Genomic DNA, 23,532 nt, shown 5'->3' on the forward strand with positions numbered 1-23,532 from the left:
GTGGACTGGTGTCACCCCGCCGAAATGGCGGCGCGCAGTTGGCGCAGATGGGTCGGGAAATGCCGGGCGGTCAGATCGGCTTCGCGGACCAAGGTATCGAAATGCCGCGTAAAAACCTCGATCCGGTCCCGGTCGCGAAAGGCCATGTAATGGCTGCCGACATAGAACACGCATAGCAGCGGACCAAAGATGGTAACCGGCGCGGAATAGAGCCGCTTGGCATCGAACAGGTAGATGCGCATACGCGGATACAGCTGCTCGCACAGCTCGAGCATGTGATCGATCTGGTCCAGCCGCGCCTGCAGGGGCAGTCCATCATAATAGCCGGTGCCATGGGCAAAGCTGTGAATCTCATACAGCGGCATAGCGATTTCATAATCGGACTGGGCACCGCGCATCCAGGTCAGGCGGTCCTCGGAGGCGCCGATGGCCTGGTCGGCGGTTCGGCCCAGATGCGGCGCGTATTCCCATTCCAGCACGGCGCGGGTTTTCAGCATGTCGGGCAGAGTGGCCGGAACATAGCGGATCTTGTAACCCGCGGCCTGCTGGTGCCATTCAAAGATGCGCTCATCGACCAGCGCGCGGGGTGCCTCGGTCATGGTGAGCGAGCTGGCCAGCAGCTCGGCCGCGCTTTCAGGGCGGTCCGAGAGGCTGAGCAGCCAATCCGCCGACACCCCCAGAGCCGAGGCGCAGCTGCCCACAACATGGGCGTTGGGCAGGCGTGCGCCCGTATCGGTCAGCAACTGGGAAACGGTCGAGCGATCGACCCCGATGGTGCGCGCCAGCGCGCTTTGGCTCATGTTCCGCTGCGCCATCGCTCGGGCCAGGCGCAGACGGAACTGCGCGGCGCGGTCTCGTTTGTCGAAATTTTCCTGCATTTGATGATAAATATCACGGACGCTGAGATTTGTTAATCATATTCGGAATTCTCGACAGCGCCACTGGCAGGTAACGCTTTGGTGAAAAGCAAAAAAGACTGGGGACCGGAATGGAAACGCGGCGAAGATCTGTCGTGAAAGCAATCATTTGGAATGCGATGGGCCTTGCGGTCATGACCGTGGTGGGGCTGATCGCCACCGGCTCGGCCGCTGTCGGCGGCGCATTGGCGGTGGTGAACACGGCCATCGGCCTGACGCTCTACGTGATTTACGAACGCATCTGGGCCGGAATCTCCTGGGGACGGCATGGCTGAGGCGACCACTCCCAAGTCCCCCGAATGGCCGACCTTTGCGCTGATCGTTGCCTGCTATGCCCTTTGGCTGATCGCGATTTTCGGTGTGGCGGCGTGGTCGCTCTGGCTGGCGGTGCCGATGATGGGTGGTGTCGCGGCGCTGCACTCATCCCTTACGCATGAGGCGCTGCACGGCCATCCGTTCCGCGCAAAGTGGCTGAACGAGGCGCTGATGGCGCTGCCGCTGACCCTGTTCATCCCCTACAACCGCTTCCGCGATCTGCATCTGGCGCACCATCAGGATGCCAACCTGACCGACCCTTACGACGATCCGGAATCCAACTATCTGGACCCGGCGGTCTGGATCAGGCTGCCGCGATGGCAGCGGTGGGTCTATCAGGCGAACAACACGCTGTTGGGGCGCATGGTGCTGGGTCCGATCATCGGCCAGTTGGCCTTTATGCGCGACGACTGGCGCGGCGCGGTAAGCGGGGACCGCGACATCTGGCTGGCCTGGGCCCTGCATCTGCCGGGTGCGGCGGCGGTTCTGTGGATCGTGGCGCAATCAGCGATGCCTGTCTGGGCCTTCGTTCTGGCGGCCTATCTGGGGCTGGCGCTGGTCAAGATCCGCACCTTTCTGGAACACCGCGCGCACGAGAAATCGCGCGCCCGCACGGTTATCGTCGAAGACCGCGGACCGCTTGCGTTTCTGTTTCTGAACAACAACCTGCACGTCGTTCATCACATGAACCCGGCGGCGCCATGGTATAGACTGCCCGCGCTCTATCGCCGAGGGAAAGAGCGCTATCTGGCCTGCAACGAGGCCTATATCTATCGCTCGTACGGGCAGGTTTTCCGGCAGTATTTCTGGCGCGCCAAGGATCCGGTGGCGCATCCGCTCTGGCCAAAACCCTGATTTGACGACAGAAGGGACTCCATGAGCTTGTGGATCCCCGTAACCTTGGCCGCCGCCACCTTTCAGACGGTGCGCTTCATGCTGCAGAAATCGCTGAGCAGCGTGAAGTTGTCGGCGACCGGCGCGACCTTTGCGCGCTTTGCCTATTCGATGCCTCTGGTGCTGCTGGGGCTGGCGGGGGCGATGCGGCTCAGCGGTCTGCCGCTGCCGGCGCTGCCGCCTCTGTTCTGGCTCTATGCCGCCATCGGTGGGGTGTCTCAGATCCTCGCTACGATCTGCGTCGTGGCGCTGTTCAAGCAGCGCAACTTTGCCGTCGGCATCACCTTCAAGAAAACCGAGGTGATCCAGACCGCCATCGTCGGTTTCATCGTGCTGGGAGACCGGGTCTCGGCCGGTGCGTTCGGGGCCATCCTGCTGGGGCTGCTGGCGGTTCTGCTGTTGTCGAAAACGCCGGGCGGCAGTGGGGCGTGGTGGCGTCACCTGACCAACCGCGCCTCGCAACTGGGGTTGGGGTCGGGCGTCTTGTTCGCCTTTTCTGCGGTCAGCTATCGCGGCGCGTCGCTGCAACTGGGCGATGGCGAGGCTTGGTTCCGGGCGCTGGTGACGCTGGCGGTCGTGGTCTCGATCCAGTTCCTGTCGATGGCGCTGTGGCTGGTTTGGCGCGACCGGGCCGAGCTGCGCGCGGTGTGGGACACACGGCGCACCGGCATCTTCGTCGGGCTGACCAGCCTGGGCGGGTCGTTCTGCTGGTTCTGGGCTTTCAGCCTGCAGAACGCGGCCTACGTCAAGGCGCTGGGGCAGGTGGAGCTGATTTTCAGCCTCATGGCCTCAGTCCTGGTCTTCCGCGAGACGGTTACACGGCGCGAGATTGCGGGGATGGTCCTGCTGGGCCTCTCGATCCTGATCCTGGTCGCAGCGATCTGAGATGTAATAAGGCGCACGGAGGTCCGTGCGCCTTCTGATCTTTTTGCCGTGCAGGCCGGTCAGCCCGCGCGGCGTTCGTCAAAGCTGAGAGCGATGAAGCTGGGCAGGTGATCGCCCATGCCCACGACGGCCGTTCCGCCATCATCGCGGCGCCCACGTCCTTTGCCACGTTTTTCCTTGGCAGGTTTGTCGTTCGGGGCGGCGTCCTTGGCGGGCTTGTCTTTCTTGCCCTCATCCTTGCGGGTCGAGGCGCGCGATTTCTTTTCGGGCTTTTTGTCCTCGGCCTCGGCCGGTTCGGCCTGAACCGGGTTGTCCAGACGCGGGATTTCTTTCTGGATCAGCTTCTCGATCGCATCCAGCGCCTTTTCATCGCGGGCCGAGCAGATGGTGATCGCCTTGCCCTCGCGCCCGGCGCGGCCGGTGCGGCCGATGCGGTGCACATAATCCTCGGGGTGGCTGGGCACGTCGAAGTTGAACACATGGCTGACCGACGGAATGTCGAGCCCGCGCGCGGCCACGTCAGACGCCACCAGCAAACGTACTGAGCCCTCGCGGAACCCGTCCAGCGTTTTCATCCGCTGCGACTGGTCCAGATCGCCGTGGATCGGCGCGGCGTTGTAACCATATTTCTTGAGCGATTTCGCGGTGATATCCACATCGGTCTTGCGGTTGCAGAAGATGATGGCGTTGGTGCATTTGTCACCTTCGGCATCGATCAGTGCGCGCAGGACCTTGCGCTTGGTGCTGCCCTCGCGGTCACGGCGGCCGCCTTTGACCATCACGACACCCTGTTCGATGGTCTCGGACGCGGTGGCCTGACGAGCCACTTCGATCCGGGCCGGGGCCGACAGGAAAGTGTCGGTGATCCGCTCGATCTCGGGCGCCATGGTGGCCGAGAAAAACAGCGTCTGGCGGGTAAAGGGCGTCAGCGAGAAGATGCGTTCGATATCGGGAATGAACCCCATGTCCAGCATCCGGTCAGCCTCGTCCACGACCATGATCTGCACGCCGGTCAGCAGCAGCTTGCCGCGTTCGAAATGGTCCAGCAGACGGCCGGGCGTGGCGATCAGCACGTCGACGCCGCGGTCGATCAGGGCCTCTTGTTCTTTGAAGCTGACGCCGCCGATCAGCAGCGCTTTGGTCAGCTTCAGGTGCTTGGTGTAGGTGTCGAAGTTTTCCGCCACCTGCGCCGCCAGTTCCCGCGTCGGGCACAGCACCAGCGAACGCGGCATCCGCGCCCGGGCGCGGCCGCGCGCCAGCAGGGTGATCATCGGCAGGGTGAAGCTGGCGGTCTTGCCTGTGCCGGTTTGGGCGATACCCAGAACGTCTCGCCCTTCCAGCGCCGGTGGAATGGCACCTTCCTGGATTGGGGTCGGGGTTTCGTAGCCGGCTTCCTCAATAGCTTTGAGGACCTTCGGGTTCAGGTTCAGATCGGTGAATTTCGTCATGTATGTCCGGTTCATGCGGACACTGACCTGGCCCGCGCGTATGAAAAATGCCGGGCCCGGATGGCCATGCGCACCATGCGCGTTTCGGCTTGGGTGCGGACATAACAAAAAGGTGTGGCAGGGTCAAATGAAGTCGCCTTCATGTGTGGCCGTCATCTGTGATTGGGCTTTTGGCGCGACAATTCAGCAACTTCCGGGGAAGTTTTTCAGTGGTTTCGCCTAGAGTTCCAGCGGCCTGTGCAGGATCATGCCCCGCACACCCTCGGGTCGGCACGACCGGGTTCGTCGAAAAAGCTGCGCAGAGTGCGAAAGGTCTTACGGGCGTGCTCATCGAGGTGGATGTGGCACGCCCCGCATTCAGATGAGGGGCGACACGGACGAGGATGTCGGAAGTGGACCGGCGACCATCGACGGCATCCCCCGAGGCGGCGAGGCCCGGTCGGGCGCAGTCGTCATGTCACGGCGCTGCGGTTGGGTTCGGATGGCAGAGCATCGAGCCCGGGCGGCCGGTCCGACCAGGTCAGGGTGCGATAGTCGAACCCGTATTCGATCGTCGGTTTCACGATGCGGAAATAGGGCGACAGGTCAAAGTCGCGCGGGGCGAACAGCGAATGGTGCCGGATGCTGAGGATCTCGCGGGCCTGGCCGGCGTCGCAGTCTTCGGTCAGGACCGGCAGGATCGGATAGCGTACGCTCTGGAACGCCTCGGCGATCAGGGTCGAGCAGATGGCGCGGGTCGGGTCACCCGAGCCCAGTTCCAGCATCTTGCGGCGAAAACGGGCCGGAACCGGCGGGTTCGGAAGCAGATACCGCAGCAGGTCGAAGATGTTCTTCAGGTCATAGGTCTTGCCGATACTGCCGCGCATGAAGGCGATGATCTGCGCCTCGTCTTCCGGGGTCAGGCCGATGGGGCGGCAGATACGAGTATTGAGATGGGCGAAATGTGAAACCGGAACCGCGCGCACGCCCTCTTGCAGGTCGGCCTCGATCATCTGGGTGTCGGGGTCGTCGCCCCCGGCGTAGAAGGCCACATGCGACCAGGTCGAGTTGGTGAGATACTTGATCGCCGAGGCGACCCGGCTGTTGCCCTCGACCAGCAGCACGTCGCAGGGCCGCAGGGTGCGGCGCAGGCGTTCGGGCGTGGTGGTCGAAAAGCTCTGATACCCTTTCAGCGGCTTTTCGATGAACCGCGACAGTGTGCGCCCAACCGTGCCCAGAAGCCTGTTCATGCCGCATCCTCCGCGCTGTGTCCGACGGCAGTATACCGCCCAATCCGGTCCGGGTCGGATCACAAACCCGTTGATATTACGTCATCATCTCCTTGGTCGCGGTCAAGGACAGTTTGGGATAGTCGCGCACCACGCGGTCGATGTCCCACTGAAGCCGGGTCAGATAGACGATGTCGCCATCGTGGTCATGGGCGATGTGCTGCTTGTTGGCATTGACGAACCTCTCGATCTCGGCCTTGTCGCCCGACACCCAGCGCGCACTGGTGAATTGCGAGGCCTCGAACCGGACGGGCAGGCCGTATTCCAGTTCGATCCGGCTGGCCAGCACTTCGAATTGCAACGCCCCCACCACGCCGACGATGAAGCCCGAGCCGATCGACGGCTTGAAAACCTTGGCCGCCCCTTCCTCGGCAAACTGCATCAGCGCCTTTTCCAGGTGCTTGGCCTTCATCGGGTCGCCCGCGCGGACGCCCTGCAGAAGTTCGGGCGCGAAGGACGGGATGCCGGTCACGCGGATCGCCTCGCCCTCGGTCAGAGTGTCGCCGATGCGCAACTGTCCGTGGTTGGGGATGCCGATGATGTCGCCGGCCCAAGCCTCTTCGGCCAGTTCCCGGTCCGAGGCTAGGAACAGCACCGGGTTCGACACCGCCATGGGCTTCTTGGTGCGCACATGGGTCAGCTTCATGCCGCGCTTGAAATGGCCGCTGGCCATGCGGACAAAGGCCACCCGGTCGCGGTGCTTGGGGTCCATGTTGGCCTGCACCTTGAAGACAAAGCCCGCCACCTTCTTTTCGTCCGGCGAAATCTGGCGCGGTTCGGCCGATTGCACCTGCGGCTGCGGGCCATATTGGCCGATACCCTCCATCAGTTCCTTGACGCCGAAAGAGTTGATGGCCGATCCGAACCAGATCGGGGTCATATGCCCTTCCAGAACCGCCTGCGGGTCCAGCGCGGGCAGCAGTTCGCGCGCCATCTCGACCTCTTCCAGCAGCTTGTCCAGCAGATGCGCGGGTACGTGCTCGGCCAGCTTGGGGTCGTCCAGCCCGTTGATCTCGATGCTTTCGGCCACCCTGTTGCGGTCGGCGCGGTCCATCAGCTCCAGCCGGTCGCGCAGCATGTCATAGCAGCCGATGAAATCGCGCCCCATGCCGATGGGCCAGCTGGCCGGGGTCACGTCGATGGCCAGCATTTCCTGGATCTCGTCGATGATCTCGAACGTATCGCGGCTTTCGCGGTCCATCTTGTTGCAGAAGGTCAGGATGGGCAGGTCGCGCAGGCGGCAGACCTCGAACAGCTTCTGCGTCTGGCTTTCCACACCCTTGGCCCCGTCGATCACCATGACCGCGGCGTCAACGGCGGTCAGGGTGCGATAGGTGTCTTCGGAAAAGTCCGAGTGGCCGGGCGTATCGACCAGGTTGAACCGATAGGGGCCATAGTCAAACGACATGGCCGAGGCCGAGACCGAAATGCCCCGGTCCTTTTCCATCTGCATGAAGTCCGACCGCGTGCGCCGTGCCTCGCCCTTGGCGCGCACCTGTCCGGCCATCTGGATGGCGCCGCCATACAGAAGAAACTTTTCGGTCAGGGTCGTCTTGCCCGCATCCGGGTGCGAGATGATGGCAAAGGTCCGGCGCCGGGCGATCTCGGGCGGCAGGGTGGGTTGGTTCGAGGCGGTATCAAGCATGACCGCGCGTATAGGCGGGGAATCCTGCCGAGGCAAGACAAAGGGGGTGGTTCGAATCGGGCGGATGTGCGACGAAGAACATATAGTGAACAAATAATGGAGTGGACCAATGAATTTGAAAGAAATCGCTCAGGAGCTGGTGGCCGGCTGCCGCGAGGACCGCGCCAAGGAAAATCTGGAAAAACTGTATGCGCCCGATGCCGTTTCGGTCGAAGCGATGGACATGCAGGGCATGGGCCGCGAGACCCACGGCATTGAAGGCATCCGAGGCAAGCACGACTGGTGGGAAGGCGCGCACGAGGTGTCGGGCGCGTCGGTCAGCGACCCGTTCCTGCATGGCGAAGACCGCTTCGCCGTGATCTTCGAGGTTCAGGGCAAGGTGAAGCAAACCGGTGAAGTCTTTGATATGAAAGAGGTCGGCGTCTATCACGTGGCAGATGGAAAGATCGTACGCGAAGAGTTCTTCTACTGATTTGCCGCTGCCAATCTGGCCTTCCTTGCCTAGCCGGTGCTAGACATGCGTGCAACAACAAACAGGGGGGATCAGATGGATCTGGGAATCAAAGGAAAACGCGCGCTGGTCTGTGCCAGCAGCAAGGGCTTGGGGCTGGGCTGCGCCGAGGCGCTGGCGGCCGAGGGCGTCGATCTGGTGATGAATGCGCGCGGGCCTGACGCGCTGGAGGCCCAGGCCGACCGGTTGCGCGCCGAACATGGCGTCGAGGTGCAGACCGTGGCCTGCGATGTGACGACGCCCGACGGTCAGGCGCAGGTGATCGAGGCCGCGCAGGGCGTTGATATCCTTGTGACAAACGCCGGTGGCCCGCCGCCTGGTCTGTGGTCGGACTGGGACCGCGAGGATTTCATCAAGGCGCTGGATGCCAACATGCTGACGCCGATCGCCTTCATGAAGGCGCTGTTGCCGTCGATGATGGACAAGGGTTGGGGCCGCGTTGTCAACATCACCTCGCAATCCGTGCGGGCGCCGATCGCGGTGCTGGGCCTGTCGAACGCGGCGCGCACCGGGCTGACCGGCTATGTGGCCGGAACCGCGCGGCAGGTGGCGCCCTATGGCGTGACGATCAACAACCTGTTGCCGGGCATCCACGCCACCGACCGTGCGGATTCGCTGGATAGTGGCGTCGCGCAGCAAAAGGGAATCTCGCTGGACGAGGCACGAGCCGAACGCGCGGCCACGATCCCGGCGCGGCGCTATGGCGCGCGGCAGGAATTCGGCGCGACCTGCGCGTTTCTGTGCTCACAACATGCCGGGTTCATCGTGGGGCAGAACATCCTGCTGGACGGCGGGGCGACCAACCTGACGATGTGACCGTGGCGCAGGGGTTTTCGCTGAAGGATCAACTGTTCAACGCGGAAAAGACCCGTTACCTGGCCGGCCTGTTCACGCAGGCCGACGCCGGTTTTGACGGCGACGCGTTCCACGCGCGGGTCATGTCGCGCCTGCCGGAGCTGGAGCTGAAGCAGCGGATCGCGTGGATTGCCGATTGTTTGCATGCGGCCTTTCCCGGCGCGCTGCCCGACGTAGCCCCGGTGATCCTGCGCGCCTTGCCGCCGCCTCTGGATCCGTCCCTTAGCGATGACGATTTCGGTGACTTCATCTTCGCCCCGCTGGGTGACTGGGTGGCGCAGGTCGGCGCGGACCATCCCGACCTGGCACTGGATGTCCTTGCGGAGCTGACCCAGCGGTTCTCGATGGAATGGGCAATCCGGCCCTTTCTGAACAGCCATCCCGATCTGGTGCTGGACCGGATGCAGGACTGGTGTAGGCATTCCAGCTATCACGTCCGGCGGCTGGTCTCCGAAGGCACGCGCCCGCGGCTGCCTTGGGGGCAGGCGGTCGGGCTGGACCTGACCGACCCACTGCCGCTGCTGGATCGGTTGCATTCGGACCCGACGCGCTATGTCACGCGGTCGGTAGCGAACCATCTCAACGACATCACCAAGAAAGACCCTGACCTGGCGCTGAACCGCCTGAAGGCGTGGCATGCCTCGGGCGCGCAAGACACTGACGAGATGCGGTGGATCACCGCACATGCGCTGCGCGGGCTGGTCAAGTCCGGCCATGGCGGGGCGATGGCGCTGCTGGGCTATGATCCCGACGCGCCGCTGGAGGTGGATGTTGCGGTGAATGGCGACGCCCGTATCGGCGGCGTTCTGGAGTTCACCGTCTCGGTTTCAGGCCCCGATGATCAACCGGTATTGATCGACTATATCGTTCATTTTCAGAGATCTGGGGGAAAAATCTCACCCAAGGTTCACAAGCTCAAGCAAGCCAATCTGTCAGATGGCCGCCTGCAGCTGAGCAAGCGGCACAAGCTCAAGGGCGACGCCACCACGTTTCGGCTGGTCCCGGGGCCGCACAGGCTTGAGGTTCAAGTCAACGGCCGTGTCCGCGCGGGCGTGTCGTTCGAGCTGCTGGCATAGGCCTCTCTTGCGCCCGATGGGCCGGGTTGTTATCCCGACGCAAGCCCGATGAATTTGATCGGGAAAAGGCAATTGGGGTCCGTCGGTGGCAATCAATACAGCTCCTCCGCGATTGGAAATCCGCAATCTGGTCTGCCGGTTCGGCGGGCGCACGGTGGTCGATGATGTCTCTCTGACCGTTCAGGCGGGGCAGGTGACCTGTCTGCTGGGCCCGTCGGGCTGCGGCAAATCCACCACGTTGCGGGCGATCGCCGGGGTCGAGATGCAGGAGTCCGGCGAGATCTATGTCGACGGCAAGCTGATCTGCGACACCGTGTTCCGCGTGCCGCCCGAACGGCGCGAGATCGGGCTGATGTTCCAGGACTTCGCTCTGTTCCCGCACCTGAGCGTGGCCGACAACGTGGCCTTCGGCCTGAAGGGCGGCAAGGACGAGAAACGCGCCCGCGTCGAGGAGTTGTTGGGCAAGGTGGACCTGCTGCGCTATGTCGACGGGTTTCCTCATCAGTTGTCGGGGGGCGAGCAACAGCGGGTCGCGCTGGCCCGTGCGCTGGCGCCGCGTCCCCGGATCATGCTGATGGACGAGCCGTTCTCGGGCCTCGACAACCGTCTGCGCGATGGCATCCGCGACGAGACGCTGGCCATCCTCAAGGAAGAGGACGCCGCCGTGCTGCTGGTCACGCACGAGCCCGAAGAGGCCATGCGCATGGCGGACGAGATTGCGCTGATGCGGCGCGGCAGGATCGTGCAGCAGGGCGCGCCCTACAACGTGTATACCCGGCCGGTCGACAAGGCGGCGGTGGCGTTCTTCAGCGATGTCAACGTGTTGCGGTCACAGGTGAATGGGGCGCTGGCGGAAACGCCATTCGGACAGTTCCTGGCGCCGGGCATCCCCGACGGCACCAATGTCGAGATCGTGTTCCGCCCGCAGCATGTGCGGCTGGATTTCGACCGCAACGGCAAGGGGCCGCTGCCCACCGCCACCGACGGCGTTCCGGCCCGCGGCGTGGTCGAGCGGGCGCGGTTCCTGGGCAACGAAAGCCTGATCGAGTTTCGCATGGACTATGACGGCTCGATCCTGAAGGTCACCGTGCCCAACGTGTTCGTGCCCAATCCGGGTCGGGTGATGTGGCTGACCATCCGCCGCGACAAGTGTTTCGTTTTTCCGGCCTGACCGCCCTGCGCCGTCGATTTCTCCGCAAGTGGTGCGCGAATGCCGCAGAAAGGGCCGGGGCGTCGCTTGCCGCGTTCGGTGGCTGCGTCTATCAAGGGCCAAACGCGGGGGCACAGCAGGCAGATGCGCATACTTCTGACGAATGATGACGGGATAAACGCGCCGGGGCTGATGACGCTGGAGGCGATCGCTGCAGATCTGGCCGGGCCCGAGGGCGAGGTCTGGGTAGTGGCGCCTGCTTTCGAGCAGTCGGGGGTGGGCCATTGCATCAGCTATACCCATCCGATGATGATCGCCAAGCTGGGCGAGCGTCGGTTCGCCGCCGAGGGCTCGCCCGCCGACTGTGTTCTGGCCGGGCTGCACGAGGTGATGAAGGACGCCCGGCCCGATCTGGTCCTGTCCGGGGTGAACCGGGGCAACAATTCGGCCGAGAACACGTTGTATTCCGGCACCATCGGCGGCGCGATGGAGGCCGCCTTGCAGGGCATACCCGCGATTGCCCTGTCGCAGTATTTCGGGCCGCGCAATCTAGGGCTCGAGGATCCGTTCCAGGCCGCCGCGCGTCACGGCGCCGACCTGGTGCGGCGCATCCTTGCGGCCACGCCGCCCGAGCAGGAAGACTACCGGCTGTTCTACAACGTGAATTTCCCGCCCGTTCCCGCCGACGAGGTGCTGGGCACCCGCGTCGTGCGCCAGGGCTTTCGGCGCGACACGCATTTCTCGGTCGAGCCGCACACCTCGCCTTCGGGGCGGCGGTTCCTGTGGATCAAGGGCGGCTATCAGCACAACCCCACCGCGCCCGGCACCGACGCGGCGGCCAATCTGGAAGGTTACATCTCGGTCACGCCGATGCGGGCCGATCTGACGGCGCATGACGCGCTTGACGCTTTGAAGACGATCGAATGACTGGACCGGACCCGGAAACCAAGATGCAGTTCCTGTTTGCCCTGCGCTCGCGCGGGGTGACGGATGCGCGCGTTCTGGACGCGATGGAGCAGATCGACCGTGGCAGGTTCGTCCGCGGCCTGTTCGCGGAACGGGCCTATGAGGACACGCCGCTGCCGATTGCCTGCGGTCAGACGATCAGCCAGCCCTCGGTCGTTGGGCTGATGACGCAGGCGCTGCAGGTCACGCCGCGGGACAAGGTGCTCGAGGTGGGCACCGGGTCGGGCTATCAGGCGGCGGTTTTGGCCAAGCTGGCACGCCGGGTCTACACGGTCGAGCGCCACAAGCGCCTGGTGCGCCAAACCGGAGAGGTGTTTCGCGAGTTGGGACTGACCAACATTACCGCGATGCATTCAGACGGATCCTTTGGATTGCCCGAACAGGCCCCCTTTGACCGGATTATCGTGACCGCCGCCGCCGAGGATCCGCCCGGGCCGCTCTTGGCGCAGTTGAAAATCGGCGGTATCATGGTGTTGCCCGTGGGGCAGTCGGATGCGGTGCAGACCCTGATCCGGGTCACCAGAACCGAGTCCGGCTTCGACTATGACGAATTGTTGCCCGTCCGATTCGTGCCCTTGTTGGAGGGGCTTGGCAGGGACGAAGCGTAGAAGCCGTAGCAAAAAGGGCGCCAGAACCCCGGCAAACAGGGGCAGGTGTTGAGGACAGAGACATGAGAGCAGTTTCCAGGTCAGTCTTGGGTCGTGGCGCGTCGGCGCTGGCCACGGTCGCGGTGCTTGCCGGGTGCGAGGGGCCGCTGGATTACGATTTGCGGGGTCAGGTCGGCGGGTTTTCGACCACCCCGGCCGCCTTGTCGGCCACAGCAGACCGCCCGGCGCCCGATGCGCGCGGGGTGATCACCTATCCCACCTACCAGGTGGCGGTGGCCCGGCGGGGCGATACGGTCGGGACGGTCGCGGCGCGGGTCGGCCTGCCCGAGGCCGAACTGGCCCGGTTCAACGGATTGCTGCCCAGCGACCAACTGCGCGAGGGCGAGGTTCTGGCCTTGCCCCGGTCGGTCGGGGCCGGGGTGGGCAATGTCGATATCGCCTCGATCGCAACGACGGCCATCGAGCAGGCGCCGGATACGGGCGGCGTGCGTGTCTCGACGCTGGAACCGGTCAAACCTGCGCCGGTCACCTCGACGGACGAGCCGATCCGCCACAAGGTCAAGCGCGGCGAGACGGCCTATACCATTTCCCGCCTGTACCAGGTGCCGGTGGATGCGCTGGCCGAATGGAACGGCCTGGGCCCCGATTTCACCGTGCGCGAGGGGCAATACCTGCTGATTCCAGTCAAGGACCAGGCCGCGCCGCGACAGGCGGCCGTGCCCGCGGCAACGGCGGTGACCGAGCCGGGGCAGGGGTCTCCGACACCCACGCCGCCCAGTGCCACCCAGCCCCTGCCGGATGAAAAGATCGCACCGCCGGCCCCCGCGCCGGACGTTACCGCCGAGGCGCCGACCCAGACCAGCGCTTCGGCCCTGGCGATGCCGGTCACCGGCAAGATCATCCGGCCCTATGCCAAGGGCAAGAACGAGGGGATCGATATTGCCGGCAGCCCCGGCACACCGGTCAAGGCCGCCGAGGCCGGCACCGTGGCCGCGATCACGGCCGATGCCGACCAGATCCCGATCATCGTGGTCAAGCACAGCAACGATCTGCTGACGGTCTATGCGAATGTCGAGGGGATCTCGGTTAAGAAAGGCGACCGGGTCAGCCGCGGCCAGAGCATTGCCAAGCTGCGCGGCGGCGAAAACGCCTATGTGCATTTCGAGGTGCGCGAAGGCTTTGAGTCGGTGGATCCGGAAACCTATCTGCGCTGAAAATTCGGCGCGATCTTTCGGGGCTGACGGGCATCAGGCGGTCGGGTCGTAATCGGCCAGCCGCTTTCCGGGCTCATCGGCAAAGATCTCGGGCAAGGGCGTGACGCTTTCGATTAGGTCAATGCGGAACACGCGGAAGGCATCGCGCAGCTCGCACCAGGCGGTCAGGGTCCAGACCCTGCCCCAGTATTCCATGTGCAAGGGGCGGATTGTGCGTTCGGTCAGGGTTCCGTCGATGCGCCGGTAGGTCAGCCGCAGTTTCTGGCGCGATTTGATGGCCGCTCGGATCGGCGCCATATGCGCCAGCCCGCGCGCGGCATCGGCAAAGGGATAGACGGCGAATTTCCACGCATCCGCCTCGGCCACCACCTGGGTGGGCAGTACTGCGTCGATCTTGGCGGCTAGCGACTCCGCGGCGGCCTTCAGGTCGGGGTCGGCGGCCTCGGCCACGATCGCCATGCCGAGGTTCAGGGCCTCAAGCTCGGCCGGGCTGAGGTTCAGCGGGGGCAGGGTGATCTGCTCGCGCACCATGTAACCCACACCGCGTTCGCCCTGGACGGGAACGCCCGAAGCCACCAGTGTGTCCATATCGCGATAGATGGTGCGGACCGAAACCTCGAGCCGGTCCGCGATGTCCTGCGCGCGGTGCAGTTTGCCGTCGCGCAGGATCTGGATGATGTCGAACAGGCGGTCAGTGCGGCGCATGACACGCCGTCCGGACCGCGATCAGGCGGTCATGTTCCATAGCACTTTCTCATGGCGCATCTGGATGCTGGCGGGGTCGATCGCCGCCATCAGACCGGCGGCAAAATCCTGCTGTGGGAACTGCGCTGCGGCGTCCTGTGCGGCCTTCATGTCGGTCCAGATGACATAATCGGTCCAGCGGCCATCCTCGCCCTGGCTCAACTGTCGGTGGGCAAAGCCGCGAGCCGCACGCACGAAGGCCTCGGTCGTCTGGCTGAGCCTGACGAACTCTTCCGGCGTGGTGCCATCAGCGAGGGTGAAGGTGACGATTTCAGCAACATGGGTCATGTGAGTCTCCGTTGACCAGGTTTCGATGCCCTGTTCCTAGTCGTCTGCAACTGACATAAACCTGTCAGTTGAAAATTGCCAGCCCGCAAAAACCACATGAGCGGCCCGGATTTGAACGCGGATTTGACTTGCGTCACTTTTTTCGATGGCCCGGTGGGCGTAGACACGAAGTCAGATCACATTCCCGGCGCGTTGCGCCGACGTAGAAGGAGAAGAGACATGCTCAACAATATCGGCCTTCCCGGCCTCCTGCTGATCGCCGTCGTGGTGCTGGTGCTGTTTGGCCGCGGCAAGATCAGCTCGTTGATGGGTGAGGTGGGCAAAGGCATCACCGCATTCAAGAAAGGCGTAAAGGAAGGCGGCGAGGAGATCGAACAGGACGCGTCTGAGCTGGCCAAGGACGTCACGCCCGAGACCGACAAAGACAAGGTCTGATCGCCCATGTTTGATCTGGGCTGGACCGAGCTGCTGGTCATCGGCATCGTTGCCCTGATCGTCGTGGGGCCCAAGGACCTGCCGGTTCTGTTCCGCAATGTCGGACGGTTCATCGGCAAGGCCCGGGGCATGGCGCGCGAATTTTCAAGCGCCATGAACGAGGCGGCCGACCAGGCGGGCGTGAACGATATCAAGAAAGGTCTGGACGCGGCCACCAACCCGGTGGGCAGTGCGATGGATGGCGTCAAGCAGGCCGCGCAGGACATGGCCAAGAGCATGGATCCGACCAAGTTCGACCCCGACAGCGAAACCGGCAAACTGGCCGCTGAACGCGCCGAGCAGGCCAAGAAGATCCAGGCTGCCACCGCCCGTGCCGCCGCCGAGCGCAAGGCGAAAGAAGCCGCCGAGGCCCTGGCCAAGGCCGAAGAGGCCGAAGCCGCGCTGAAAACCGAAGGCAAGACATGAGCAAGACCGACGAGATCGAGGATACCTCGGCCCCCCTGATCGAGCATCTGGCCGAGTTGCGCACGCGTCTGATCCACAGCGTCGTGGCGTTTTTGATCGGTATGATCATCTGTTTCACGGTTGCCACGCCGATCTTCAACTTTCTGACCCAGCCCCTGTGCGATGTTCTGTCCGAGCGCGGACAGGACTGCGACCTGATCTTCATTTCGCCGCAGGAGGGCTTCTTCGTGGCGATCAAGGTCTCGCTCCTGGGTGGGTTCATTCTGGCCTTTCCATATATCGGCATGCAGATGTGGCGGTTCGTGGCGCCGGGGCTCTACCGGTCCGAGAAGAACGCCTTCCTGCCATTCCTGCTGGCCTCGCCCTTCATGTTCCTGCTGGGCGCGAGCTTTGCCTTTTACGTGGTCACCCCGCTGGCCTATGACTTCTTCCTTGGATTCCAGCAATTCGGGGCCGAGGGTGAGGCTGTCGCCGAAGGCGCATCCGCGCCGCTGAGCGTGGTGTTCCAAGGTTCGGCGCAGGAATATCTGAACCTGACGATCAAGTTCATCGTGGCCTTCGGTCTGTGCTTCCAGCTTCCGGTTTTGTTGACCCTGATGGGCAAGGCCGGGCTGGTCAGCGCCGAAGGTTTGGGCGCGGTGCGCAAATATGCCGTGGTGGGCATTCTGGTTCTGGCCGCCATCGTGACCCCGCCGGACGTGATCACCCAGATCATTCTGTTCGTTGTGGTCTACGGCCTGTACGAGATTTCGATCTTCCTGGTGGCCCGGGTCGAGAAAAAGCGCGAAGAACAGCTGCGGGCCGACGGCTATTATGACGATGAAGAAGCAGCCGATGACGAGCTGATGGCAGAGTTTGAGGCCGAAGACGACAAGTAAACCCGAGCAGTGAATGGGGAAGGGCGCGCCTTGACGGGTGCGCCCTTTCTTCATCCGGGTCTTGTTGGCGGCCCATGAACGTGGTTGAAATCGGCCGCAAGACTTCGGAGGACCCATGGACGACCAAGCCCTGAACCGCATTGCCGACGCATTGGAACGCATGGCCCCGGCGCCGCTGGCTGCGCCTGATTTCTCGGCCGCCCCCGCTTTTGTCTGGCACATTGCGCCCGACCGGCTGGAGCCGGTGCACCATGTCAACCGCGTTGATCTTGACCTGCTGGTGGGCATCAACCGGTCGCGCGATACGCTGTTGGACAACACGCGCCGCTTCGCGGCCGGGTACAAGGCAAACAACGCGCTGTTGTGGGGTGCCCGCGGTATGGGCAAGTCCAGCCTTGTCAAGGCGGTGCACGGCACCCTTCAGCCCGAGTTTCCCGACCTGAAGCTGGTTGAGCTTCAGCGCGAGGACATGGGCTCGGTCGCGCGGTTGCTGAACCACCTGCGCGCTGCACCTTTCCGGTTCATCCTGTTCTGCGACGACTTGTCGTTCAGCCATGACGATCAGCACTACAAGTCGCTGAAGGCCGTACTGGATGGCGGGATCGAGGGTCGGCCCGAAAACGTGGTGTTCTATGCCACGTCGAACCGCCGCCACCTGATGCCGCGCGACATGATCGAGAACGAACGCTCGAGCGCGATCAACCCGTCCGAGGCAGTCGAGGAAAAGGTTTCGCTGTCCGACCGGTTCGGCTTGTGGCTGGGGTTTCACCCCTGCGATCAGGACGAATACCTTGCGATGATCGACCGGTATTGCGCGGCTTATGGCGTCAGCGTCGATGCCGACGCTCTGCGGGCCGAGGCGATCGAATGGCAGGCCACGCGCGGCGCGCGTTCGGGCCGGGTGGCGTGGCAGTTCTTTGTCGATCTGGCGGGCCGGCAGGGCGTCCATATCGAATGAAAACGGCGCCCGTCATGGGGGCGCCGCTGCAACTTGCAAGGGATCTGGCCGAACGGTCTCAGCCCAGCATGGATAGCAGGCGCGCGGCCTCGTCCGAGGGGCTGGCCAGCTTCGACCGATCCTCACCCGGGAAGAAACGCGCGCGCAGGGCTGTGGCCATAGGTCTGGGCTGCAGAACATGAACCTTTGGCCCGGTGCGCACGGTTTCGGCGGCCCAGCTGCGCGCCATGGCAATCTGCGCAGCCTTGGTTGCGCCATAGGTGGCGCAGAACTTCTCGCCGGCACGCGGGTCGTCAAAGAACACCGCCTGTCCAGCCTCACCCAACAGGGGCGCGACATAGGGAATCAGAACCGAAGTCGCGGAGGCGTTCACGTCCACGGATTTCTGCCAATCCTTGGGGTCGATGAAATTCGCAGGCGTCAGCGGTGCGGTGTGGATGGCCGTGTGCAGCCACAGGTCCAGCTTGCCCCAGCGGTCATGGATGCCGCGGCACAGTGTGGCCATGGCATTGGGGTCGGCGATATCCATCGGCGCCAGGGTGGCCGCGCCTCCTTGGGACTTGATGCGGTCATCCAGATCTTCCAGCCCGCCTGTGGTGCGGGCAACGGCGACGATGTGGTATTCGGGTGCCAGCGCCTCAGCCAGGGCGGCTCCCAGCCCACGCGACGCGCCGGTAACAAGGGCAATTTTGGTCTGATCGGTCATGCGCGGGGTTTGAACCCAAGCGCGCAGCCCGTCAAGCCCGGATCAGCTTCCGGGGATGGCGATGCGCTGGGTCCGGCCGCTTTGTCGCAGTATGATGCCGTCCTTGTCGATGGCCACGATCGTGCCCGAACCAAAGCGGCTGCCTGTCTTGACCTCTTTAACCCGTCCCGACGATGAGCGCATCAGGGCGCGCATGTCGTTCTGCGGGCCAAAGACGCCCAGGACGGTCGTACCATTCTTGCTGAGCGCGCCCTTCTGCGTGGCCGCGCTGTCGACTCGGGGATTTGCCATGTGAACTGGCCGGCCCGGTGGCCCGGCCTCCGTGTGATTGCGTGAGTGAGCAGCCGGCTGGCTAGCAGAGCCAAAGGGGAAGGAAAAGCCGGTGCAGCAGCTTTCGGCCATCTTTTGCCACGCGGACCGGGGCCATGAAAAAAGGGGCCCTGCGGCCCCTTGGAGAAGTCTCTGAATTCCGGCCTTATTCGGCCGCCGGTTGCATCTTGAACCCTTGTTCAACCATATCCGCCGGAGTGACGGGATACTCGCCCGAGAAGCATGCATCGCAGTATTGTGGGCATTCTTTGCTGCGACCCTGCGATTCGCCGACCGCCCGGTACAACCCGTCCAGCGAGATGAACCGGAGGCTGTCGACCGCCAAATGCTTGGTCATCTCTTCCTCGGTCATCGTGGCGGCCAACAGCTTTTCGCGCTGTGGCGTGTCCACACCGTAGAAACAGGGCCAGGCCGTGGGAGGCGAGGCGATGCGGAAATGCACCTCTTTCGCACCGGCATCCAGGATCATTTCCTTGATCTTGCGGCTGGTTGTGCCGCGCACCACCGAGTCGTCGACCAGAATCACCCGCTTGCCCTCGATCAGGGCGCGGTTCACGTTCAGCTTGAGCCGCACGCCCATGTTGCGGATTTGCTCGGTGGGTTCGATGAAGGTGCGGCCCATGTATTGATTGCGGATGATACCCATTGCATAGGGGATGCCCGACTCCAGCGAGTACCCAATGGCCGCTGGTGTGCCGCTGTCGGGCACGGGGCAGACCAGATCCGCCTCGACCGGGCTTTCCTTGGCCAGCTCGCGTCCGATGGCCTCGCGGGTCTCATAGACCGAGCGTCCACCCAGAATCGAGTCTGGGCGCGAGAAGTAGACATGCTCGAAGATACAGAACTTGCTGGGTTGTCGGCGGAATGGGAAGTGGCTTTCAACGCCGTTCTGGGCATTGATCACCACCATTTCGCCGGGCTCGATCTCACGCAGGAATTCAGCACCGATGATGTCCAGCGCGCAGGTTTCCGAAGCCAGGCACCAGCCGTCGCCGATTTTGCCCAAAACCAGCGGGCGTACACCCAGGGGGTCGCGTACCCCGATCAGCTTGGTGCGGGTCATGGCCACGACCGAGAAGGCGCCCTCGACCCGGCGCAGCGCGTCCTCCATCCGTTCTGGGATGTTGCGCTGCAACGACCGCGCCATCAGGTGGATGATGCATTCGCTGTCGGACGAGCTCTGGAAGATCGAGCCGCGCTCGATCAACTCGCGCCGCAGGGCGTTGGCGTTGGTGATGTTGCCATTGTGCGCAATCGCAGCGCCGCCCATGGCGAACTCGCCGAAAAACGGTTGAACGTCGCGGATTGCGGTCTGGCCCTTGGACCCGGCCGTGGAATAACGCACATGCCCGATGCCGATCGGACCGGGCAGGCTTTCGATGATGTCGGACGAGGTGAAATTGTCGCGCACATAGCCGAACCGGCGGGCCGAGTTGAAGCCAAGCTGCGGGTCGTGGGTGACGATCCCGCCGGCCTCTTGCCCGCGATGCTGCAGGGCGTGCAGCCCCAAAGCGATGAAACTTGCGGCATCCTGGACGCCGACGACACCGAAGATCCCGCATTCCTCGCGGAGTTTGTCGTCATCGAACGGGTGGGCGGGGGGCATCTGCGGGCTTGGCAAGACGGGCAGCTCCGATTCCGTTGCGGGTTGGCCCTCACATAATGCCTAAACCCGCGCATGTCATCAAAGGATCACAAATCGTTTTGCCGCAGCGCGGTTTTGGGGTTCAATGATGGGCGGAAATATCGCCACCGCAGGTGTGCCGAGGAGTGCTGGCCTGCGGTCCCAAGCCAAGATGGAGGTGGGCATGTGGCAAGGCCGACCCGGACCCAAGAAGGAAGAACGCGTCAAGCGAAGGTGTCATCGGTGCCGCGGAATGGGACGCGCGCCTTGTCAGATCTGCATGGGCAAAGGTGAGGTTCTGAAAGGCCGCGATCACCTCGGTCGGCCGCAATTCAATCGTTGCGATGGCTGTTTCGGCCTGAAGACATCGCGCTGTTCGGTTTGTGGTGGCGAAGGGTTCGTCTGACCGGCAAAAAGAAAAAGCCCGGCCAGGGCCGGGCTTGGTCTGCAATTCCGGGCAGCCGTTATTGACCCTGCGAATCCGCGGTGCACGTTGCCACCAGTTGTTCGTATTGCGTGGTAACCCAGCCCAGAGCGGCCTCGGGGTTCTGCTCTTCGATCTTGTCGCTGAACTGTTCGAACACCTTGGCCGAGCGGCTTTCGTCCACGATCGTGTAGGACTGACCGGTCATGACGGTGTCATAGACAAAAAAGGCAATGGCCACCAGCAGGATACCGCGCGCGATGCCGAAGAAGAACCCCAGCGCCTGATCCAGCCCTCCCAGCGCCGACCGCTGCACCAGCGACGAAAACAGTGGGGTAAAGATACTGACCACGATCAGGGCCACGGCGAACACGGCGGCGAAACCGGTGATGACCGACAACTCGCAGCTGTCGCGCAGGAAATCCCCAACCACCGGGATTTCCTTGACCAGCGGCACCGCCTGCGGCGCAAAGATGAAGGCCAGTACGGCCGCGGCAACCCATCCGGCGATGGCCATCACCTCGCGCATGAAACCGCGTGAATAGGCCAGGATGCCCGACAGCACGACGATCAGGGCAACGACCCCGTCAATGATTGTAAAACCTTCCATGGCCCTCGCCTGTTCGTTTTTCTGCCCCTCGTGGCGCGAGCTTAACCTGCTCCGAAGGTTTCGCCAACAAACCCGGCCAGATCAGAGGGTCGGGTGAGTGTCAGACCTGCCACAGTGCCGGTTTTGCCACCTGCCGGAGCAATTGCCGATGTGAAACCAAGTTTTTGCGCTTCTTTCAACCTGTTTTCGGTTTGCGGTGCGGGTCTAAGTGCCCCGGATAGAGAGATTTCTCCGAAAACCACGGTGTCGGCGGGCAGGGCGGTGTCCTCGCGCGCGCTCAGCAGAGCGGCTGCCACGGCGAGGTCGGCTGCGGGCTCGCTGATCTTCAGGCCCCCGGCCACGTTCAGATAGACGTCGAGCCCCGCAAAGGGGATGCCGCAGCGCGCTTCGAGCACGGCGAGGATCATCGCAAGCCGTCCGCTATCCCAGCCGACGACGGTGCGGCGGGGCTGTGAGTGGGGCGAGGGCGCGACCAGCGCCTGCAGTTCGACCAGAACCGGCCGGGTGCCCTCGATGCCTGCGAAAACGGCCGAGCCGGGGCTGGGCGTGCCGCGTTCCGACAGGAAAAGGGCCGAAGGGTTGGTGACCTGCGCCAGACCTTTCCCAGTCATCTCGAATACGCCGATCTCGTCAGCGGGGCCAAATCGGTTCTTGACCGCGCGCAGGATACGGAACTGGTGGCCGCGCTCGCCCTCGAAATAGAGGACGGTATCGACCATGTGTTCGACCACGCGGGGGCCGGCGATCTGGCCTTCCTTGGTGACGTGGCCGACCATGATGATGGATACGCCGCGGCGCTTGGCAAAGCTGGTCAGTTCATGCGCGGCGGCGCGGACCTGGCTGACCGATCCAGGCGCGCTGTCGACATTGTCCGCCCACATGGTCTGGATCGAGTCGATGATGGCAAGGCCGGGTTTCTCGGCCTCAAGCGTGGTCAGGATGTTGCGCAGGTTGGTCTCGGCGGCCAGTTGCACCGGCGCGTCTTCAAGCCCCAGACGGCGCGCGCGCATGCGGACCTGCGCACTGGCTTCCTCGCCCGAGACATAAATGGTTTTCAGCCCCGACCGGGCAAAGCGCGCGGCGGCCTGCAGCAGCAGGGTGGATTTGCCGATGCCCGGATCGCCGCCCACCAGCAGTGCCGAGGCCGGGACCAGCCCGCCGCCCAGGACACGGTCCAGTTCCTCGACACCGCAGACTGTGCGGGGGGGCGGGGCCTCCTCGGTAGAGAGGTCAGTCAGGGTTACAGCTTGGCCGCGCTTGCCGCCCAGAGATTTTTTGGCTGGGCCAGCCGACAGCGGGGTTTCCTGGACAATGGTGTTCCACTCGCCACAGCCGTCGCAGCGCCCGGACCAGCGGGTATGCGAGGCGCCACAGGCCGAGCAGGTAAACGTCGTCATCTTTGCCATGGAACCTTTGGTGCCCGAGGATGGAAGGTTCTTCAAGCCCCCGTGGCCCGAAAGCCGAACGGGCGAGCCGCGGCGTCAGGCCCGGCGGGCCATCCTTCACGGCGGGTGCTGGTGCACTTGGGGGGCGTGCTATTCAGCAGCCCGCGGGGGCATGGCGATGACACTCGTGGCAGTCGGATCGCTGTCGTCGGGTGGGGTCTGCAATTGGGCGGACAGCTCGGGCAGGAGCTCGAACAATTCGTCTCGCAGGCGGGTCAACTGGGACTTGGCTATCGATTCCTCGATCTCGATGTCGCGCGTCCACTGGCGCAGCTCGTGCTGGATCGTCTGGGCCTCTTCGATCCGCTGCTGGAACAGCGCGACCTCTTCCTGCCGCTGTTGCAGGAACGCCCGCGCCCGCGCGACCTTGGCCGCGCCATAGGTCTCGGCCAGTTCGTGGCTGACCTGGCTCATCTGTGCAGCCAGTTCCAGGACTTCGGGCTCGAGCGTTTGCAGGTCGGGGTGGTCGCGCAGGAAAGCCATGCGTTCCTTGACCGCGTCGAATTCCGAGGCCAGCGCAAACACGCCGCTGCGGTCGGCCGCGTGGGCGATCTGGTAGGCATCGACCACGTCCTGCATCTGCAGCGAGAACTTCCGATGCGCATTTTCCAACGCCATCATGCGCGCGCTGGAGGGCAGATAGAAAGCGAACATCAGAACCAGAGCGGTCAGGCCGATCTGGATGTAGGCGCCTGCGTTCGGGATGTCCTGTCCGCCCAATCCAGCCTGCATCGTCAGCCAAGGCCAGACATCCACGGCGGCAAGCATGGTGGCGGATACGGCAAACAGGGCAGCGGCGCAGATCAAGAAAAAAGTCAGTCGAAGGAATACGTTCTGGAAATGAATTGAAATCGAATGGAGGGCGGCCATGGC

Annotated in this window: 26 protein-coding genes; 14 read left to right on the top strand and 12 right to left on the bottom strand. The window is 63.7% G+C overall.

The genetic code is table 11. From position 1 onward, the window contains the following. Positions 1–11 precede the first annotated feature (11 nt). Entirely contained in the window at positions 12–878 is an 867-nt protein-coding gene (locus AC2FMD_RS06490) for a helix-turn-helix domain-containing protein (protein ID WP_496740658.1), read from the bottom strand. A gap of 110 nt (positions 879–988) precedes the next feature. Here AC2FMD_RS06490 and AC2FMD_RS06495 point away from each other — a divergent pair, with 110 nt between their 5' ends. Genes AC2FMD_RS06495 through AC2FMD_RS06505 form a run of 3 tightly spaced genes read left to right on the top strand, consistent with a single transcriptional unit; the run spans position 989 to position 3,011 of the window. Beyond that, entirely contained in the window at positions 989–1,192 is a 204-nt protein-coding gene (locus AC2FMD_RS06495; protein WP_170432309.1) for a DUF2061 domain-containing protein, read from the top strand. Continuing rightward, positions 1,185–2,087 carry a fatty acid desaturase gene (locus AC2FMD_RS06500; protein ID WP_496740656.1) on the top strand — a complete coding sequence of 301 codons (903 nt, stop codon included), beginning with the start codon at positions 1,185–1,187 and terminating at the stop codon, positions 2,085–2,087. Before AC2FMD_RS06495 ends, AC2FMD_RS06500 begins: the two co-directional genes overlap by 8 nt. Positions 2,088–2,108: 21 nt before the next feature. Beyond that, a complete protein-coding gene (locus tag AC2FMD_RS06505) occupies positions 2,109–3,011 on the top strand; it encodes an EamA family transporter (RefSeq protein ID WP_496678033.1) in 903 nt (300 codons plus the stop codon). A 59-nt stretch (positions 3,012–3,070) separates the two neighbouring features. Here the strand turns inward: AC2FMD_RS06505 and AC2FMD_RS06510 are convergent, their stop codons facing one another. The 3 genes from AC2FMD_RS06510 to AC2FMD_RS06520 form a co-directional block, all read right to left on the bottom strand. Then, the gene (locus tag AC2FMD_RS06510) at positions 3,071–4,459 is read right to left on the bottom strand and encodes a DEAD/DEAH box helicase (RefSeq protein ID WP_170459353.1); all 1,389 of its coding nucleotides are present in this window, start codon (positions 4,457–4,459) and stop codon (positions 3,071–3,073) included. A gap of 452 nt (positions 4,460–4,911) precedes the next feature. Beyond that, a complete protein-coding gene (locus AC2FMD_RS06515) occupies positions 4,912–5,688 on the bottom strand; it encodes a YiiX/YebB-like N1pC/P60 family cysteine hydrolase (protein WP_496740654.1) in 777 nt (258 codons plus the stop codon). A 76-nt stretch (positions 5,689–5,764) separates the two neighbouring features. Then, a complete protein-coding gene (locus tag AC2FMD_RS06520; RefSeq protein WP_496740652.1) occupies positions 5,765–7,372 on the bottom strand; it encodes a peptide chain release factor 3 in 1,608 nt (535 codons plus the stop codon). A 109-nt stretch (positions 7,373–7,481) separates the two neighbouring features. Between AC2FMD_RS06520 and AC2FMD_RS06525 the strand changes: the two genes are divergently transcribed. The 7 genes from AC2FMD_RS06525 (at position 7,482) to AC2FMD_RS06555 (ending at position 13,752) form a co-directional block, all read left to right on the top strand. Continuing rightward, positions 7,482–7,844, top strand: a complete 363-nt coding sequence (locus AC2FMD_RS06525; protein WP_496740650.1) for a nuclear transport factor 2 family protein — start codon at positions 7,482–7,484, stop codon at positions 7,842–7,844. 75 nt (positions 7,845–7,919) lie between these two features. Beyond that, positions 7,920–8,699, top strand: a complete 780-nt coding sequence (locus AC2FMD_RS06530) for an SDR family oxidoreductase (RefSeq protein ID WP_496686269.1) — start codon at positions 7,920–7,922, stop codon at positions 8,697–8,699. A 2-nt stretch (positions 8,700–8,701) separates the two neighbouring features. Beyond that, entirely contained in the window at positions 8,702–9,814 is a 1,113-nt protein-coding gene (locus tag AC2FMD_RS06535) for a YhaZ family DNA alkylation repair protein (RefSeq protein WP_496678355.1), read from the top strand. A gap of 85 nt (positions 9,815–9,899) precedes the next feature. Next, complete coding sequence (locus tag AC2FMD_RS06540; protein WP_496678042.1) at positions 9,900–10,985, top strand: ABC transporter ATP-binding protein; 1,086 nt, start codon at positions 9,900–9,902, stop codon at positions 10,983–10,985. Positions 10,986–11,108: 123 nt separating this feature from the next. Further along, positions 11,109–11,891: a 5'/3'-nucleotidase SurE gene (gene surE / locus AC2FMD_RS06545; RefSeq protein WP_496686266.1), complete on the top strand. Its 783-nt coding sequence runs from the start codon at positions 11,109–11,111 to the stop codon at positions 11,889–11,891. Further along, on the top strand, positions 11,888–12,538 hold the full coding sequence (locus AC2FMD_RS06550) for a protein-L-isoaspartate(D-aspartate) O-methyltransferase (RefSeq protein ID WP_496740648.1): 651 nt from the start codon (positions 11,888–11,890) through the stop codon (positions 12,536–12,538). The genes surE and AC2FMD_RS06550 overlap by 4 nt, the downstream gene beginning before the upstream one ends. A 62-nt stretch (positions 12,539–12,600) precedes the next feature. After that, on the top strand, positions 12,601–13,752 hold the full coding sequence (locus tag AC2FMD_RS06555; RefSeq protein ID WP_496712850.1) for a peptidoglycan DD-metalloendopeptidase family protein: 1,152 nt from the start codon (positions 12,601–12,603) through the stop codon (positions 13,750–13,752). 33 nt (positions 13,753–13,785) lie between these two features. Here the strand turns inward: AC2FMD_RS06555 and AC2FMD_RS06560 are convergent, their stop codons facing one another. Both AC2FMD_RS06560 and AC2FMD_RS06565 read right to left on the bottom strand, forming a co-directional pair. Next, positions 13,786–14,457 carry a helix-turn-helix transcriptional regulator gene (locus AC2FMD_RS06560; RefSeq protein ID WP_496686262.1) on the bottom strand — a complete coding sequence of 224 codons (672 nt, stop codon included), beginning with the start codon at positions 14,455–14,457 and terminating at the stop codon, positions 13,786–13,788. 21 nt (positions 14,458–14,478) lie between these two features. Then, a complete protein-coding gene (locus AC2FMD_RS06565; protein ID WP_480753377.1) occupies positions 14,479–14,784 on the bottom strand; it encodes a hypothetical protein in 306 nt (101 codons plus the stop codon). Between the two features lie 219 nt (positions 14,785–15,003). Between AC2FMD_RS06565 and AC2FMD_RS06570 the strand changes: the two genes are divergently transcribed. The 4 genes from AC2FMD_RS06570 to AC2FMD_RS06585 all read left to right on the top strand — a co-directional run bounded on the left by AC2FMD_RS06570 (position 15,004) and on the right by AC2FMD_RS06585 (position 17,520). Continuing rightward, positions 15,004–15,219 (top strand): twin-arginine translocase TatA/TatE family subunit, encoded by a 216-nt coding sequence (locus AC2FMD_RS06570; RefSeq protein ID WP_496678054.1) that lies wholly within the window; start codon positions 15,004–15,006, stop codon positions 15,217–15,219. 6 nt (positions 15,220–15,225) lie between these two features. Beyond that, positions 15,226–15,684 (top strand): Sec-independent protein translocase protein TatB, encoded by a 459-nt coding sequence (gene tatB / locus AC2FMD_RS06575; protein WP_149774519.1) that lies wholly within the window; start codon positions 15,226–15,228, stop codon positions 15,682–15,684. Further along, a complete protein-coding gene (tatC, locus tag AC2FMD_RS06580; protein WP_496686259.1) occupies positions 15,681–16,562 on the top strand; it encodes a twin-arginine translocase subunit TatC in 882 nt (293 codons plus the stop codon). Before tatB ends, tatC begins: the two co-directional genes overlap by 4 nt. A 115-nt stretch (positions 16,563–16,677) precedes the next feature. Then, a complete protein-coding gene (locus AC2FMD_RS06585; protein WP_496686256.1) occupies positions 16,678–17,520 on the top strand; it encodes an ATP-binding protein in 843 nt (280 codons plus the stop codon). A gap of 58 nt (positions 17,521–17,578) precedes the next feature. On the opposite strand, the gene AC2FMD_RS06590 is transcribed toward AC2FMD_RS06585, so the two are convergent. The 6 genes from AC2FMD_RS06590 to AC2FMD_RS06615 form a co-directional block, all read right to left on the bottom strand. Beyond that, entirely contained in the window at positions 17,579–18,226 is a 648-nt protein-coding gene (locus tag AC2FMD_RS06590; protein WP_496678062.1) for an SDR family NAD(P)-dependent oxidoreductase, read from the bottom strand. Between the two features lie 42 nt (positions 18,227–18,268). Then, the gene (locus tag AC2FMD_RS06595; RefSeq protein ID WP_496678064.1) at positions 18,269–18,517 is read right to left on the bottom strand and encodes a hypothetical protein; all 249 of its coding nucleotides are present in this window, start codon (positions 18,515–18,517) and stop codon (positions 18,269–18,271) included. Between the two features lie 184 nt (positions 18,518–18,701). Further along, positions 18,702–20,162 carry an amidophosphoribosyltransferase gene (gene purF / locus AC2FMD_RS06600; protein WP_496678066.1) on the bottom strand — a complete coding sequence of 487 codons (1,461 nt, stop codon included), beginning with the start codon at positions 20,160–20,162 and terminating at the stop codon, positions 18,702–18,704. A 482-nt stretch (positions 20,163–20,644) separates the two neighbouring features. Then, positions 20,645–21,214 (bottom strand): CvpA family protein, encoded by a 570-nt coding sequence (locus tag AC2FMD_RS06605; RefSeq protein WP_496678068.1) that lies wholly within the window; start codon positions 21,212–21,214, stop codon positions 20,645–20,647. Positions 21,215–21,255: 41 nt separating this feature from the next. Next, positions 21,256–22,620 carry a DNA repair protein RadA gene (radA, locus tag AC2FMD_RS06610; protein WP_496740645.1) on the bottom strand — a complete coding sequence of 455 codons (1,365 nt, stop codon included), beginning with the start codon at positions 22,618–22,620 and terminating at the stop codon, positions 21,256–21,258. A 129-nt stretch (positions 22,621–22,749) separates the two neighbouring features. Beyond that, positions 22,750–23,529 carry a kinetochore Spc7 family protein gene (locus AC2FMD_RS06615; RefSeq protein WP_496740643.1) on the bottom strand — a complete coding sequence of 260 codons (780 nt, stop codon included), beginning with the start codon at positions 23,527–23,529 and terminating at the stop codon, positions 22,750–22,752. Positions 23,530–23,532: the final 3 nt, after the last annotated feature.

The organism is Ruegeria sp. BHSC276 (assembly GCF_059612945.1).